Origin of the sequence: Vibrio sp. K4 (genome assembly GCF_051122595.1) — a bacterium.
GTDB classification, from domain to species: Bacteria; Pseudomonadota; Gammaproteobacteria; order Enterobacterales; family Vibrionaceae; genus Vibrio; species Vibrio owensii.
Map to the genome: position 1 here is coordinate 1,523,724 of NZ_CP178578.1, position 17,034 is coordinate 1,540,757.

At 44.1% G+C, this 17,034-nt stretch carries 13 protein-coding genes; all 13 read left to right on the forward strand.

The window, feature by feature from the left end; all coding sequences use genetic code 11:
- Positions 1 to 111: 111 nt before the first annotated feature.
- The 13 genes from ACLIIY_RS24275 (at position 112) to ACLIIY_RS24335 (ending at position 17,028) form a co-directional block, all read left to right on the forward strand.
- Positions 112 to 1,629 (forward strand): PAAR-like domain-containing protein, encoded by a 1,518-nt coding sequence (locus ACLIIY_RS24275; protein ID WP_180826143.1) that lies wholly within the window; start codon positions 112 to 114, stop codon positions 1,627 to 1,629.
- Between the two features lie 12 nt (positions 1,630 to 1,641).
- A complete protein-coding gene (locus tag ACLIIY_RS24280; protein ID WP_180826144.1) occupies positions 1,642 to 2,412 on the forward strand; it encodes an AHH domain-containing protein in 771 nt (256 codons plus the stop codon).
- A gap of 11 nt (positions 2,413 to 2,423) precedes the next feature.
- Positions 2,424 to 2,996 carry a hypothetical protein gene (locus ACLIIY_RS24285; protein ID WP_039988837.1) on the forward strand — a complete coding sequence of 191 codons (573 nt, stop codon included), beginning with the start codon at positions 2,424 to 2,426 and terminating at the stop codon, positions 2,994 to 2,996.
- A gap of 9 nt (positions 2,997 to 3,005) precedes the next feature.
- Positions 3,006 to 3,497, forward strand: coding sequence for a hypothetical protein (locus ACLIIY_RS24290; protein WP_039988838.1), 492 nt, complete (start codon positions 3,006 to 3,008; stop codon positions 3,495 to 3,497).
- 99 nt (positions 3,498 to 3,596) lie between these two features.
- Complete coding sequence (locus tag ACLIIY_RS24295) at positions 3,597 to 4,007, forward strand: hypothetical protein (protein ID WP_285378948.1); 411 nt, start codon at positions 3,597 to 3,599, stop codon at positions 4,005 to 4,007.
- Between the two features lie 235 nt (positions 4,008 to 4,242).
- The gene (locus tag ACLIIY_RS24300) at positions 4,243 to 6,399 is read left to right on the forward strand and encodes a TonB-dependent receptor plug domain-containing protein (protein ID WP_434528668.1); all 2,157 of its coding nucleotides are present in this window, start codon (positions 4,243 to 4,245) and stop codon (positions 6,397 to 6,399) included.
- Complete coding sequence (locus ACLIIY_RS24305) at positions 6,393 to 6,932, forward strand: YfiR family protein (protein ID WP_005437953.1); 540 nt, start codon at positions 6,393 to 6,395, stop codon at positions 6,930 to 6,932. Before ACLIIY_RS24300 ends, ACLIIY_RS24305 begins: the two co-directional genes overlap by 7 nt.
- Complete coding sequence (locus ACLIIY_RS24310) at positions 6,929 to 8,854, forward strand: diguanylate cyclase domain-containing protein (RefSeq protein ID WP_434528669.1); 1,926 nt, start codon at positions 6,929 to 6,931, stop codon at positions 8,852 to 8,854. The genes ACLIIY_RS24305 and ACLIIY_RS24310 overlap by 4 nt, the downstream gene beginning before the upstream one ends.
- 303 nt (positions 8,855 to 9,157) lie before the next feature.
- Positions 9,158 to 12,808 carry an ATP-binding protein gene (locus tag ACLIIY_RS24315; protein ID WP_434528670.1) on the forward strand — a complete coding sequence of 1,217 codons (3,651 nt, stop codon included), beginning with the start codon at positions 9,158 to 9,160 and terminating at the stop codon, positions 12,806 to 12,808.
- The gene (locus tag ACLIIY_RS24320) at positions 12,801 to 13,955 is read left to right on the forward strand and encodes an EAL domain-containing response regulator (RefSeq protein WP_434528671.1); all 1,155 of its coding nucleotides are present in this window, start codon (positions 12,801 to 12,803) and stop codon (positions 13,953 to 13,955) included. Before ACLIIY_RS24315 ends, ACLIIY_RS24320 begins: the two co-directional genes overlap by 8 nt.
- Positions 13,956 to 13,959: 4 nt before the next feature.
- A complete protein-coding gene (locus tag ACLIIY_RS24325; RefSeq protein WP_409930315.1) occupies positions 13,960 to 14,559 on the forward strand; it encodes a response regulator in 600 nt (199 codons plus the stop codon).
- Positions 14,560 to 14,570: 11 nt separating this feature from the next.
- Entirely contained in the window at positions 14,571 to 15,932 is a 1,362-nt protein-coding gene (locus tag ACLIIY_RS24330; protein ID WP_434528672.1) for a GGDEF domain-containing protein, read from the forward strand.
- A gap of 208 nt (positions 15,933 to 16,140) precedes the next feature.
- Positions 16,141 to 17,028, forward strand: coding sequence for a LysR family transcriptional regulator (locus tag ACLIIY_RS24335; protein ID WP_005441308.1), 888 nt, complete (start codon positions 16,141 to 16,143; stop codon positions 17,026 to 17,028).
- The last annotated feature ends 6 nt before the right edge of the window (positions 17,029 to 17,034 follow it).

Consider the following 17,034-nt stretch of genomic DNA (forward strand, 5'->3'; position numbering starts at 1 on the left):
GCTTTATCGTGAATGTCACTAGCGGTTTAGTGAAATTCACTAGTCATTTAGAGAGATTGCAATATGCGATCTCTTTTATTATTCAATCAACAAAATTCAAATGGATTGGTTATGGGCGTAACAGTTGGTGCAAATGGACTTTCGATAGTTCATAAAGGCTCAGGTGGTGAAGCGAATGCAACGCTCCCGGATGTTTGTTTAACGAAGGTCGGCAAGCCGATCGTTCCTATCCCTTATGGCAACAATGCTAAATCAGCAGACCTTGCTGGTGGCACTACGACTATCTCTATGGATGGTGGCAACAGTGTCGCAATTAAAGGCAGTACATTCTCAAAAAGTACCGGTGACGCGGGCGGCGATAAAAAAGGCGTCGCATCCGGCACGATAGAAGCCGAAGCAAAATTCATTTCAGCCTCACCAACGGTTAAGTTTGAAGGCAAGGGCGTATGTCGCCTGTCTGATCAAATGACTATGAACAAAGCCAACACTATGTGTTTGGGCGGCGCACAAAACCCATCGGTTTCTGTTACGGAAGATCAGGAAGGGACGTATACGGTTGACTTGTACCTCTCTTACTCAGACGGTGAACCCGTTCAAGGCGCAACTTACACTCTAACCGATCAATCTGGCGCCATATTTGAAGGAACATTAGACAACAACGGTAAGGCTTCGGTCGGTGGCGTTGCTCCGGGTGAGTTTGCCATAGAGTACGGTGAGGACAGTCGCGACTTTATGCCGAATGTTCCAACTAAGACCAATCCGAACTTTAATCCTAGTGCTAACGCTCAACTGATCATTGAAGAAACAAAGAAAGGCGAAGTTGGTTTCTGGGAAAATGCTTGGACGCGAATGTCTGGTGCCGCCAGTTGGATTTGGGGCGTGATTCTTGGTGATTTCAACGATGACGCTTCGGTTGAGCAGATCATCGCCAATACGGCGCTGACGATGATTCCTGTTGTAGACCAAGCCGCTGACGTGCGCGATTTATCTGCGAACATTATGACTTTGTTGACTGAAGAAGAGCGCGATAAGCCTGAAAACTGGTTAGCACTTTCACTTACTCTTGTCGGTTGCGTTCCTACATTTGGTAGCGCGGTTAAGGGCACGTGTAAAGTTGCCCTAAAAGGCGGGAAAGGAACTTCAAAGGATACTTTGCTGGCCGTTTTAAGAGGCATGGGTAAAGGCGATCCAGAAAAATTCTTGCGTACATTAGATTGGGTGGATTACGCCAAGCAGACCAGCCAGATTGTGAGTGATGTTTTAAAACCTTGTATTGAAGTGGCAACTGAGTTGGCGTCATACGCAAACAGAATGGGTGCAGATGAGCTTGGTGCGTATTTCTTGAAGTTAGCGGATGAGGTAAAAATCATCGATAAGATGGTACCCGACAAACTAAAAGAAGCGATGGGCGAGTTTGATAAGCTTTTTGCTCGCATCTTAGGTAAGGGCGAGAAAACCTATCCAGCAAAAGTAAAACACAATACAGGTGAGTCTGCTCAGTCAGGAAAGAACTCTGCGAAGGCGAATGAGGACAAAGATAAAAAGCCTGTTAGATGCAAAATCTGTCGCCGAATTGCAGGGAAGAAGAACGGTCAGTGTAAAGACGCATTAAAAGCTAGATATAGTTAAAAGGTAAGCTCTATGCCAATAAGAGAAGGTAAAGGCAAGTGGGAGCGAAGCAGGAGTTTGAGAGACTCAAAAGCTAAAAAGCACCACCCATTAAACTTCAAGTTAAGATCTGTTGCATCCCATCACGTTGTATCTTGTGACACGCTATCTCGGCTGTCCGAAGCTAGACAGCAACAAATCGTGAGGAAAGGATATGATGTGAATCATCAGAAAAACTTGGTAATTTTACCAACAGTAGATGAAATATCTTGTCAGTATAGTGTACCGCTACACAAATCTGGGCATATTGACAGTGACTTAATTGCACACTATGAGGATAGAACTGGCGAAGAAGTTGAGGCCGATCTGGAAAGCTTAGCAACAAATCCAGTTACTGAAGAATCCGTTAAAGAAGATGTTCAATTACTTAATGGTGCACTCGGATACCATAAAGTTGTTGCTAAAAAATTGGCTTTAAGGCTCAAATCAATCAATTGTGACACGTTACCTAAAAGCTATATTGATACAATAGATGATGTTTCTATTGAAATCCTCGGTGATATAGCAAGTTTTGACCTTTTGTTAATAAGTAAAGGGAAACTAATGGAAGAGGGTGATAAAGGATGCGTGCGTTGTATTAAAAAAGGCGTCCGGCATACACATTACACAAAGCGCTTTAGATCACTCTTTAAGCTCAAAAAGCGAGTTCCTGAACAAGAAACGGTAGATGCATTTAGCTATATCCCTGGAAAATATCGCCTGATGAGTGTAAGAGAGCAAAGCCAGATAATTACCAAACAATAAAGAGGTATAAGATGGAGTTTTCGGTAATCTCTGAGGACTTTATGAGAAGTTCATCGGCATTCCAAAGTGTGGATGACCGAGAGTTTCTATATAGTACAAATAATTTTCACCCAACGAGCTCGGAGAATCCAATAAGATGGGAGGACAAAAACATAACTTCCTCCATGGTTCACCCGATATCGGATAATGGCGACATATGTGTTTCGAAAGAACTTGCAGAACTTGTAATGAGTTTTGACCCTTATGGCGTTGAGTTTTATCCGGCATCCTTATTGACTAAAGACGGAGAAATCACTGAGCGATACATATTAGCTTTAAACAACATTCAAGATGTTGTCGACTTTGAACGAAGCGTTATAGAAGTATCACCAAACAGTGGGAACCTAATCGTCCACCGATTGTTTCTAAGTCCAGAAAAAATATTAAATGTCCCTTTCCATAAACGGGTGGTGTATAGGGCTGAAGGAGCTGATACTGCAGTATTTTTTGCTCCAGAAATCTATGATTTGATTAGTAATGATTCAAGGTTTTCTCTAGTTAGGAAAATGAAGAAGAATACATCTACGCGTGCGCCTAAGTTTTAGGAAAAAATAATGAAAGAAGACTATATTATTTTAACAAAGCAAAGCTTAACTAACTTCCCATTCCAACAAAGCCCTAAGCCAATAGTGCCAGTAGAGCCAGATTTGCTTTTGGAAATGACCTTTTCTCCAAAGCTATTTATCATCAGTGATATTGCGTCAAAAGTAGAGAAACTGGTCGTACACGGAGTAGAGTGGTTAGACGCTCGCGTGGATTGTTCTCCAAGCCAGCCATCTGATGATGAAATTAAAGTTTACGAAGATTATCGTATGCCTTACATACATCAAACTTATAAATTGACGGATAAAGAAAAACAATACGGCAAGTTAAACTGGCTAGACATTGAATCAACAGAGTTCGATTTCTCTAAATTAGAAAATATCCCCTTAGAAGAACGATTAATATTTAAACTAGAAGAAGATTTTGGCTTAGTTTTCATTCACCAAAGTGTGATTGACCTTCTTGAAAAAGACGTCAAAGACGTTTGGATAAGAGATGTATAATAAGCGCCGAAAGGCGCTTTTTCTTTTATTCAATCGGATACAACTCTAACAAATAGAAGATGAGAACGTGGCTAATGAATCCAAAGTGGTTAGGACATAATGAATAGAACAACGAAATTAACTTTGCTGTTGGTGGCGGCAACATCGGTCGTCGGCTGTCAAACAATGCCGAATCAAACACCGACTTCTACGGCAACTCAAGAAACTATTGAATATGCGAAAGCCGAACTTGATGGGCAGCGTTTCTACAAACTTAATGAATATGACCAAGCGATTGAGGTTTCGGATGACGGGGTCATTGTATTCAAGTCTTACTTACCTCGTAGCGGCGGTTACGAATGGGTACCTATAGTCATTCAGGACAGCAGTTTTTATGTGTCATGCGACTATTTCCGAGAGTTTGTGGATGCAGGAATGGTAGTGCAGGCGCAGTTTGTCGGTAAAGGTGGGCGTATTGAATACTATGATAAAAAACGCTGTGAAGAGTACGGCGAGCCCGTTTGGAATTAAAACGTTTCTATTTAAGCGCCTGTCGGCGCTTTTTACTTTCTACCCCCAACACCGACCATCTGGGACATCAATTAATCGTCTCGACAAAAATAACTCAGCGTAATTGGCGTTGGTTTAAAATGAACCACACTAGGGCAAATGGTACACTGTACTCATATAGATACACTGTAATTTAACGTTTGAACCTCTTCCCCCAAATACCATTTTTTGCGTTCAAACGTTGAGAAATACCCCTATGCGTTTGTCGTTAAACCTCGTGATTGCATCCACGTTTGGAGCTATTGCTCCTGCCTCTGCTAACTATGATCTAGATTCTTTACTAGAAATGCCATTGTGCTCCTTGGCTGAAACCAAGGTTGTTTCGGCCACTCGAACCTCGCAATCCCTTGCAGATACGCCCGCGTCTGTATATGTCATTACCGCAAAAGAGATTAAACGCTCTGGTGCGCGTTCTGTGGCTGATGCGTTATCTTTGGCACCCGGACTGCATGTCGCGAAATACTCCAATTACGATTGGGGTGTCACCGTGCGTGGCAACAACGAAACCCTGAACAATAAAATGTTGGTCATGGTTGATGGTCGTAGTGTGTTTAACCCGATGTCTTCTGGTGTGGATTGGGATTTAATCCCCGTCAGTATGGATAACATTGCTCAGATCGAAATTGTCCTTGGTCCAGTTGGCACAGTATGGGGCGGCAATGCCGTAACCGGTGTTATTAACGTCATCACAAAAGAGGCAGAGGGTGCGGCAAAAGGGAAGGTGTCAGCCAGTTTCGGAAACTACGATTACAGTGAATATCAGCTCCATCATGCGGGCTCTGCGGGTGAATACGCAAACTACAGTCTTTACGGCGAGTTCGTAGATCACATGCCATGGACCAGCGATGAAGCGCGTGTACAGCCGTTTCAGCATTTCAATGTGTATACCGAGCGATTCGGTGGTCGTTTGGATTATCAGAAGCATGAACATACTTTGAGTGTTCAGACTGGTGGGATTCGCTCCCGTGAAGATTACAACTGGGGTAACTTCCAACCGCATTTCATCATGCCAGGTGCAGAGCCTATGCGTTCTTTTGAAACCGAAATGACGATGCAAGAGTACTTCGTTGGGGGCCATCATATTTTTGATCGCGCCAATGGCGACAGTTGGGAAAACGAAGTTTGGTTTACCTACAGCTCTAACGACAGTACTCATGCTAATGCCCAGTTTTTCAGAACCGACCTTGATTCACATTACACCTTCTCTGATTTATGGGGTACCGAGTTAACCCTTGGTGGCAACGTACGCCTGATTGATGAGCAATTTGGCACCTTTTCAAAGCGTGATGAGGTCACTATGCCTTATTTACGTGTAGCGGAAGATCCTGATTTTCTTAACCAGTCTTATGGCGTGTACATGAACTGGAATATTTCCGTCATGGACAAGACCAAGTTAACGCTGGGCAACCGTTGGCAATACAATAACCTGACTCATGATATCGATCCGCAACCGCAAGTTCGCTTGAGTTATGAACTTGCAAGCAACCAAAGAATTTGGGCAGGTTGGGGGAAAGCGATAGTGACGCCGTCACGCCTTGAGTTGAGTACTTACCTGCGTGAAAACCAATACATGCAGAACGTAATGTTCAGCGATAACAACTATTACGATTACTACTACAGTACGTTGCTTAAAGGCAATGAAGGTCTGGATGTCGAGTCTGTATCTACGTATGAACTTGGTTATCGTTTTTGGGATGAATACCGTTTGCAATTCAGCATCGGTGCCTTTTACACCCGACATGAAAACATTCGCGTTTATAAAACTGAATCTGCGACTCAAAACATTATCGCGGAGGGCTCATCTCCGGGAACTATTGGCACTGTGGTGGAACAATATACATCCAAGCTGATTGACCCGATATGGAGCGAAAGTTTTGGTGGTGAAATCGCTGTGAAATGGCAACCCCACGATGATCTCCAAATTAACGCAAACTACAGCTATAAGCGAATTGTTGGTCATTGTGAAGGTGCCATCTGCTCAAATAATGATGCGGTAAAACGAATGATTGAAAATGAGCCAAACCACTTTGTGAATGCACAAGTAATGTGGGACATCACACCGCAATGGTGGGTAAGTGTCAGTGGTCAATATGTTTCTGAATCGGGACTGCATGAAGATTATGAGTCAGCATTGAATCCAGTGTCAGTTGCCAATAAAGACTACAACTGGCCTGAAGTCGTTTCCTTTGATGCATCTCTAAGCTGGCAGTACAACGATTGTATGCCAGAGATTACCGCGTCGGTCGAGAACTTAGGGGCTGACCAAAGCAAAGAGTTTCCTAACAATTACAACTCTTTTGCTAATGGCACACAGTATTGGTTGACGCTAGATTGGGATTACGCCAGATGGTGAGACGATTCGAGAAGAGTTCGGCCTTTAAATGGGGCATAACCTTATGGGCCCTATTGAGTGCGACGTTCGCGTTCGGTCAATATGACGATGCCGATTTGAAAGCGGTCTACTTGTACCGATTTGCTTTACTCGCCGATTGGGGGGCAACAGGCAAGTCTATTGCACCTGTAGAATATTGCGTCTCTGAGGGTGACTCCGTCGCTGAGCATTTAAAACGCATTGTTGCTCGCAAGCCTCAGCTTTCTCGTTACTACGACCTGTCGAGCGATGTAAAGCCGAGTACCTGTCATATTCTTTATATTCCACAGGCGAAGCCGTCCCAGATTGAGACGCTGAGAGAAACTTATCCTCATTCGTTGTTAATCAGCAATGGTGAACAGTTTGTTTTGATGGGAGGAATGGTTGCATTTGTGAAAGTGAACAACCGTATCCGCCCTATGGTATCGCGCGGTCATGTAGCACCCACTCAAGTACAGCTTCGAGCACAGTTGCTGAGTATATCGATTCTAGTTGAAGATGAGGTGGTGCCATGATTCGCTCTCGTCTCGCTCGATTGCCACTGCGTCACAAAATGATGCTTCCAACTTGGCTTATGATTACCCTCATTGTGATAGGTCTTGGCACGCTTGCCATTCAATACTTAGTCCTAGCTCAAGAAAGCGCATTAGAGCGTCGTACCAATATTCTTGGTCAGGGGGTTGCGAATACACTTCAAGCGGCATTGATGTTTGACGATTCATACACCGCGAAAGAGCAACTGATTAACCTGAGTTTTGATCCTGATGTGATTTCAGCGCTGGTGGTGAATCAACATGATAAAACCATCGCATCGATTGAAGATCTACCAAAAGGCTGTGAATGGCAAAGCCGTACCTTGAAGTGCTCGCACCTTAATGTCGTGATGCGTCATTATGATGTGGTCTTAGGTGATGAAAAGCTTGGCGCGTTAGAGATCTGGGTATCGTTAGAAAACTTACTCATCAATGAGCGCAAGATGTGGTTATCGCTTGGCGTTATCGTGCTGCTGCTGTCTATGTGTGCATGGGCTTTGGCGAAGCTGCTGCATTCGCTTATCTCTTTGCCGCTTTTGTCTCTGCATCGCTCTGTAGAGCATATGAGTAAAGTCGGGGTGATTCGTAAAGCACTGCCTGTTTACCACCAGGATGAAGTCGGGAAGTTGACAGAGTGCTTTAATGAAATGACCATGAGCTTGGCTGAGCGTGAGTCTCAGGTCGCGCAGGTTCTAAAACGTGTTGAGGACAAAAACCGTTATATACACAGTGCGCTCGATGCAATGCAACGTTGCGTTCTGGTGGTTTCTTCAAGTCATAGGGTGACGTACTTTAACCCGATTGCGTCTAAAGAATTACGAGGCATGGAGGTTAACTCTGAAATCAGACGTTTGCTCGTGAGCCGCTTTGAACCTCTGTCAAAAATTGAGCGAGTGATGTTTGCGATCGATAAACATACGACGGTAAAAGGCGTTGAAGTTCGCAGTTTGGATAAGACCAAACGTTATCTCATCTCTTGTAATCCAATGGACACGGAAAAGAGCAGTCTGATTCAGTTGCAAGACATCACGGAGCAAACGCTTTCCGAGCAACGCCGTAAATTACTGGATCTGATGTTCGATCAAAACCAAGACGCAATCTTAGTGCTTAATCGAGCATTAGGCATTCAAACTCAAAACCACGCCGCGACACAATGGTTTGGTGAAGTGGATGCATTAAAAACGTTAGAGCTTTTATCGCCTTTTGAAGTAACAAAGGCCGTCAAACTGCGATTACTCAAAACTGGGCACTACAAGACGCACGTAGAGCTCAAAAACCAACAAGAGCGCGTGATGCCCTGTGAGTTGAAAGTACGTGTATTGAAGAGCGAAACGGGTCGAGCAGAAGCCTTTGTGGTTTCCTTTACTGATCTCACCATTGATATTGAATTGAAGCGTTTGAACTACCAAGCGAATCATGACCCGCTCACTGGGCTTGCGAACCGCTCCAAAGCAATGCGCCGTCTACAAGAAAAGCACGATGTCGGTGCTTCTCAGCATATCTTGTTTGTCGACTTAGATGGATTTAAAGCCGTCAATGACAAATATGGTCATGCGATAGGCGACCAACTGCTCAAGGTCGTTGCTCAACGCTTGATGAACTGCGTCGCTCGCAGAGATTTAGTTTCGCGTTTAGCTGGTGACGAGTTTTTGATTGCTGTAAGGGATGCGACAAGTTGTGAGCCTATTGCACAACGCATCATAGAAAGTTTATCCAAGCCATTTCAGTTTGGTGACGTAACGTGTGACATCTCTGCCAGCATCGGTGTGAGTTATTGGTCGAGAGAAGACGGTTCAACATTGGACGAGAAAATCAATGAAGCCGATATGGCGATGTATCTAGCCAAGAATAACGGGAAAAATCAGTTTCATTGTCTTAATGAAATAGCATGTTTGGTTGAATAATCATCAAAGCCACACTTAACCAGTGTGGCCTTTTTTTCATCACAAACTGGTTTCGGATTATACTTTTTTGTTTATTGTGACGCACGTTATGCTGTTTATTTATTGTGCAAACAGTTTCGTTTTGATGATGAGATGGTCTACGCAAATGTGTTGTAGTCCAAGGTGGATAATTTTGTAAGAATGTCCTGACGAAATTGAATAAAGTCTTTTAATAACAGTAATATAAAAACATTTCTCAAACTGTCGAAGTTTGACATTTAAGCTGTGCAAATTAGTCTGACCTCCCAAGTTGTGGAAGTCGTTATGTTCAGCATTCTAAGAAAAACCGTTGTATTTTTTGCCGCATTCATCGGAATTGCGTCTTCAAACTATTCTCTCGCTGCGGAAGAACCAACTGATGCCGTTGTGGTTGGCGTGATCGCACAAATGTCCGATGACCCTAATGCCGGCATCAAGGTGAACGCCTTCTATGGTATTAACCTAGAGTACCTCACGAACATTGCGAAGGTTCTCAATCTCAAGCTTGTTCTGCGCTCTTATGACAACATTCCCGATATCCTCAATGATATTGAAAGTGGCAAGATTGACGGGGCCGTTGGTTTTAGTAAAACCCCTGAGCGTGAAGCCCGATTCATTTTCTCTGAACCTTTCTTCTCTAGCACCGTCGCTGTTTGGTATCGCGAAAACAGTTACTACAAACGCGACCCTCGAGAACTCCAATGGGTATGCGTGGTAGGAACCGTATATTGCGAGTTCCTGAAAGACATGGGCGCAACCAAAGTTCGCGAAGTTCAAACACGCGCTAAAGCATTTGAAGAGGTGAGAACTGGCCGTGCAAATGCGCTGATCTCAACTTATGTCGCGATCAACCAATATCTAGATCAGAACGACATTGTGAATGGCTCGGTTGATATCCCAAGTTGGTTAAACGAGGAGGATGTGAGCTTTATTACCTCTAAGGAAAACCAAGCGCTTGTCGATAGAATCGACCGCATTCTAAGCTGGGAGCGCAATGGTAAAAACATTCGCTCTGTTGCATCGAAAAATCCTTATCACGTCAACGACAAGTTGCTGGTGGAATATCGCCGTGATCTCAAGAACAAAGAGACCATCACTTACAGCAGTAGTGAAGAGGCGTTCCCGTTTCTGTTCAGAAATGCGCACACTGGTCGTTTAGATGGCTTCCTACCGGATTTTATTGACCTCATTCAATCTAGGACGGGACTCAAGTTTGAGTATTTAAAACCTAGCAGCAGCTTAAACAGTGGTTTGACTGCATTTAGCGCCGACATTGTTCCTGTCGCCTATGTAGATCATGCGCGTTCTTCAGACTGGCTCATCACCAAACCTTTTATGCACAACAACTTTGTCGCGATTGAAGCGCTCGATGTAGACAGTCATCCGCCTCACGATGCGAAATCGGGCATATTAATGAGCCTAAAGAAGCAGGGGTTGGTGAATCTAGATTCATGGAAAGAAGAGCGTTTCACTCGTTACGACGATTTAAAGCAGTTGCTTAGCGATTTGAAATCGGGGGAGATCGATGTCGCCTATGTCCCGGACGACATCGTTCACAGCATGATTGCGCAAGATAATATCGATGGGCTGCTTATCAGTGAGAAAGACGTCCTTACGCTTTCTATTGCTTTTGCTGTAGCAAACCACAACACCAAGTTAAAGAAGATCCTCGACAGCATCATCGACACGATCGATGCCAAAGAGATAGACAAGCTGAACCGTACATATCGTAACTTCAACTTGGTCTATGGATACGACGAAGAGCATATCTTTACCATCGTGCTTTTTGTCGCGGTAGTGTTCGTCATCTTGCTTGCCATTGTTTACTTCGTTCTGGCTCATCTTAAGTTAAAAGTGAATCTGGCGGAGCTTAACGCGACCAATGAAGAGAAAGAAAAACAGTGGCTGATGGAGATAATCCAAGAGATCAATAGCATTGTCTTTATCCACGGTGAAGATAATCAGATCCAGATGAGCAACTGTTCTTTGTACCGCAATAATCGCTGTAAAGGCTGTACGATTCAAAGCCGAAAAGGGGCGAAACCGCTGGTGGATAACGTACGCGAACTGCGCCAAGTGATTGCAGGAAAACGTATCTCGGACACGACGGCATCTAATGCTTGTAAGCTCGGTATTCAACATGTTTATCGAGAGCGCAAATCCATTCTTTCACCGAGTAGCAAGAAGAAGTTCGTTCTAACCGTTTTACAAGACATCACCGAGCAGAAAGAGCGAGAGTTTGCGCTCATTGATGCCCAAGAAAAGGCACAAACTGCGGTTCGTGCACGAGAGAACTTTTTGGCAACGATGAGCCACGAGTTGAGAACTCCATTATCTGCGGCACACGGCTTGCTGGACTTGTTGACCCGTCAGACTAATCGTGAGTCTAGTAAAGAACTCATCACCCAAGCGATGCGTTCTCTCAATCACTTGAACCTACTGGTGGATGAGGTTCTTGATTACTCCAAGCTTGAAGCGGGTCAATTAAAGGTCACACCGACCAAAACCAATGTGGTGACCACACTCAGTGATGTTGTACGTAGCTTCGAGCCAAAAGCCGTAAGTAAAGGTTTGGATTACCGTGTGACTTTCAAACCGTTTGTGAATCCTTGGTTGAAAGTTGATGCTGTGCGTTTGGTTCAGATCACCACAAATTTACTGTCTAACGCGGTGAAATTTACCACCGATGGTGAGATCAGCGTTAGCGTAGCAATGAATGAAGGGCAGTTGATCCTGAAGATTGCAGACACAGGCATCGGCATGACGGAGACACAGCTTGATGGCATTCTTCAACCGTTCGTGCAAGCCGATGACACGATCACACGTAAGTACGGTGGTACTGGGCTCGGCCTGAGCATTGTTGACCGTCTTGTGGAATGTATGGGTGGGGATCTCTGCATCGATTCCCAATTCGGCTTAGGCACGACAATGGTGGTGAAGCTACCCGTGATTTTCTGCGAAGCCGAACCGCAAGCGGCCATTCGTTATACTTTCTCACCAACCTTACCTGCGAATGTTCGTGATTGGTGTCTAGTTTGGGGAATGGAGTCTACGGATGTAGCACCATGCTTGGCGGGTAAGTTTTCACCTCAAGGCAAATTCCAAGGTCTCAATTTGGTATGTGGGGAGAACCGCGAATGTGAGCTTTCTCCTTCTGATGCCAAGTACCCCGACACACTTTTGGCGCTGTTAACACAAGATTGTTCATTGAAGCCCAAGCAAACTAAAACACTCAGTGATGTTTATTGGAAGCACGGTTCGGTTTTGGTTGCAGAAGATAACCCGATTAACCAAAGCGTAATTACGATGCAACTGCGAGAGCTTGGCATCGAGCCTGTGATCGTGAGTAACGGACTAGAAGCTTGGCAATATGTAAACCGAGACGATCAAGTGATCTTAGTGCTGACCGATTTCCATATGCCAGAGATGGATGGCTTTGAGCTAGTGAAGAAGCTTAAAGCAACACCAGAGCACGCTTCGATCCCTGTAATTGGCGTGACAGCAGAGGATTCTCGCTTAGCCAATGAGCGAGCCAAAAACATCGGGATTGATGACATCTTATACAAGCCGTATGACTTAGAAAAACTCAAGTCGAAGCTGCTGCCTTATCTTGGTCAAGAAAAAGAGGCGAAATGGCCTGAGTGGATCGAGAAGTTCAGAAAGCAAGATGCGCATGAGATTGCGAATGTGTTTAAGAGTTCGATGACACAAGACGTTTCCAACTTAAAACAAGCAGAAAGTAAATTAGAGAAAAAACGCATTATCCACGGCATTAAAGGAGCACTCGGTGCCATTGGCGTTAGCATTTTAGCCGAACTGTGTGTTGAAGCAGAGCAGGCGAGTGACGCCGACTTTGAATCACATGTCACTGGCCTTATTGACCGAATCGAACAAGAAATCAACCTCGCAGAACATTGGATAAAAGCTCATGAATAAACCACTAAACGCGATGGTGATTGATGACCATCCACTGCAAATTACGCTGTTAAAGCAAATGTTGCTGCGTCACGACGTAGACGTTGCGTCATTTGATGACGTCGACAAAGCCATTGCACACGCAAAATCGGCGAATATCGACATTATCTTCTGTGATCTGCAAATGCCAAACAAAGATGGCATCGACATGATGGAAATGCTTAACCAGATTGGTTATCGCGGCAAAGTCGTGCTGGTCAGTGCGATGGAGCTGACAATCGTTACAGCTGTGCGTGCTATGTGCGAGACGTTCAGTTTTGAAGTACTGGGTAAGTTACTTAAACCCTACGATGAAAGCCAAGTAACCGAAATGCTGAGAAGATCGGGACTTGAGCCGGTTAAAAATACACATTTCCAACAGGATATCTGCGTTCAGGACCAAGAATTCTTGTTCGCATTGGCTGAGGGTAAAGTCAAAAACTATTACCAACCGTTAGCTGATGCCAACTCCGGCGAGATTATCGGTTATGAGGCGCTTGCTCGTTGGTTTCATCCGATTTACGGCGTGCTTGCCCCACATAATTTCCTTTCGATCGTGGAACGTTGTCACTTATCAGCAGAGTTATTTGATGCAGTGTTTAGCAACGCGTTATACGACATGAAAAATCGCGGACTCAAGCAACATGTGTCGCTAAATGTCGATCATGACAACTTAGAAGATGCGGAATTTGCGAACCAATTTATCGCCCGTTGTCAGGAGCATGGCATCAGTCCAGACCGATTTACGATAGAAATAACAGAGCGAGACACATTTCAAACCAGTCCAGCGCTCTATAAGAACCTACTTAAATTTCGAATGAATGGAGTGACGATCAGTATTGATGATTTCGGTACCGGATCATCCTCGTTAGAAAAGCTTGCTCAACTGCCTTTCAACGAGCTGAAAATCGACCGTTCATTCGTTCAAGGGTTAGTTCATGACCCGAAAAAGAAAAACATAGTGTTAGCGATATGCGCACTAGCAAAAAGCTTAAACATTAGCGTCGTCGCAGAGGGGGTGGAAGACGAGGTGACGCTAGAGGCCATGCGCCAATATACCGTTGATGTGTGCCAAGGCTATTACATCGATAAACCTATGCCATTAGAAGCAATAACGATATTGAACTAAAAGAATGATGAATAAAATGAACTGCTTGATCTTTGATGATCACCCACTGGTTTGCATTGCTATTAAATCCTTGGTTGAAAGCCTAGGCATTGCAAATGAAGTTATGACGGCAACAAGCTCAAAAGACGCACTAAAAACGCTGAAAGAATCGGATATCGGTCTGCTCATTTTGGATGTGAATCTCGCGGACTGTGATGGGTACGATTTTTATAAGCGTATTAAATCTCACGGTTTCAGTGGCAAGGTCATCTTCTTCTCTGCTGAGACCAGCCACATGTATAGTCAAATGGCGTTTCGCTCGGGCGCTGATGGTTATGTATGTAAGTCCGAAAACCATGAAATTTTGAAAGATGCGATAGAAGCCGTAGCGAAAGGGTATTCGTTCTTCAAATTCAAACAAACGGTCGAAGAACATCGAAATGTACCGACGCTATCCAGCCGTGAAAGCGCGGTAATGAAGTTACTATTGCAAGGGAAGAGTAACCGAGATATCGCAGATGTGCTGTCTATCAGTGACAAGACTGTTAGCACCTACAAGCGACGCGTTCTGGATAAGTTCAACGTAAAAAACATCGTTGAACTGACAAAAGTTGTGAGCACTTAACAGGAGAAAGGATGAATTTAAAAAACATCTATTTGTCTTTTTTCTTTGCCACGCTTTTGTTTACAACCTCAATGACCATGATTGGCGCTATGCTGATTTCTCATGAGGTGAAACAATTTAAGATCTACACTCAGGGAATTTCTAAGACCAAGCAGAAGGTAACCTTGCTTGGTCTGCTCATGGAGTCTGAATTGGCTCGTTACGAGGGAAAAACGGCAAAGGAAATTGGTGAGCTTACGGAGTTTAGCTTCCAAGATGCAGTTTATGCGCTTGAAGCGGGAAGTGAGCTAGATTATGTGGAATCTGTCGCGCGTAAAGTTTTACATGAAGCCGAAGGCTACCTATCAAACGTTTATGAACGAATCGACGTGGTGCTTTACTTTCGCTCCTATACCGCTAACAAGCTTATTCTTGAAAATCCAATCGAAGAGCTCGAGAACTTAGCAGCACCATTTGATGTTGATTGGTGTAAAGAAACTAACTCGTGCGTCTTGGCGGCATGGAAAGATCAATTAGCCGATCGGATTTTGATTTCACAGCCGTTTAAAACCACTTATTCGGACAGTAGGGCATTCAGTGTCATTAGCCCTGTGTATTACCAAGGACAGATTGTTGGAGAGTTTGGGGAACAGATATTTCTTGATTCTCTGAGAACGGAGGGTAAAGCACTCACGGTAGACATTAATAATGGCAACAAGCACGTTGTGGTCTATTTCCCGCATTACCCGTGGCCAGATTTTGCTTACACGCAGACCTATGTTGCAGATAACAATAACCTCATCGTTTATAAGTATCCGTTTAGTAAAATTCTGATCGACTTTGGGTTCTTGTACCTGATTATGTTCGCGGTAATCTTTGGTTATTACTCCAAGGCGCAGGAATCTAAAGAGAGTAAGATTCAGCTAGCAAATGCCATTAGCGATGCAACCAAAGACGAGCTCACCGGGTTGTTTAATCGTAAGGTCTTTAAAGAGCAGGCATTCAAGAACAAGATCAAGATGACCACTTTCACTGTCATTGCGATTGATGGCGATAGAGTAAAACGTATCAACGATAAATACGGCCACCATGTTGGTGACGAGGTTATCTCGATAATTGCGGATGCGATGAAAAAAGTCTTTAGAGCGACGGATTATCTGATTCGGACAGGTGGTGATGAATTTATCGCGATTCTTCCTGATTGTAGTGAGAGCAAGTCGCTAATGCTGGCCAAGAAACTACGTTCAGTGGTGAAGGAGAACCGTTTAAAGAGCTTAGATATCGACGTTAGCGTAAGTACTGGTATCGCCATGAGCACCGAGCATGAGACGCTGAACGATGTTATCATGCGTGCTGACGAGGATTTGTACGAGTGTAAGCGCAAGCGATGCTAAATTGAGACAGTGTCTTATGTCTGAAAATCGTGGTAAATGACTCAAATGTCAGTAAGTGGCGATATAAGAGTTTGATAAACTTGACCAAAACGTGACTTTGGTCTTCTATAGTAAAGCAGCCTATGCAAAGGCTGCTTTCTTTGTATTTGGCTGAAGGTAATTATAAAAATCACAATTTTAATCTTTGATTCTATTTGGTAACCGCGCTGTGAATAAAGATCTAGACCTAAACCTCCTCAAAATACTGGTGCTGCTAGAACGACATCGCCAACTTAAGCCTGTTGCGAAAGCGCTAGGTAAAAGCGAAGCATCTATCAGTAAATACCTCACTCGTTTGCGAACACAACTGGAAGATGAGCTTTTCATTCGTCACGCTCATCACTTTGAACCGACAGACTATTTGAAGCGAAAGCTACCAGAAATCACAGATGCTCTCGACCAGCTTGAGTCTTGCCTCGTGAGACGAGAGTTTGATCCTCTGTCTTATGACAAGAGCATCACTATCTGCTTACCGCAATCCGCGCAACAATCTTTTGGTGACTTGCTTTTAGGTGACTTAATGGATTTGTTTCCTAATGCCTACGTTAATGTGGCAAGCAGCACCGATAATACGATTGACGATATTCTTGAAGATAAAGTAGACATGCAACTGCACTATTTTAATGAAGAATACCCAAAATCCATTCATCAACAGTTTATCGGTTACGCGCCAGCCGTTATTGTCGTGCCCGAAGAACTGGGTATTACCGATTTAGAAAAAGCGTGTGAGCTTAAGTTCATTTTGCTTGAGCTCGCAGGTTGGAAAGATAGGGAGCAAGTCACCAAGCGAGCGCTTGAGCAGGGCGGATTGAATATTGACCGGGTTGCGACTATCGGAAATATCACCAGCTTACTCAAGGTGATCAGAACAAGGGCCGCAGCGACAATTTTGCTGGAGTATCAAAAACCGATTGATGGTTTTCATTTTATTCCTGTACCTGAAACCTTCTATCCTGAAGGGCGCCCAAAAGTGGTGGTACAAATGAAGCAAACTCATCGCTACAACTCGATGCACCAGCTATTAACTGATGCTATCGCGAGATACGTAATTACCTAACCTGAC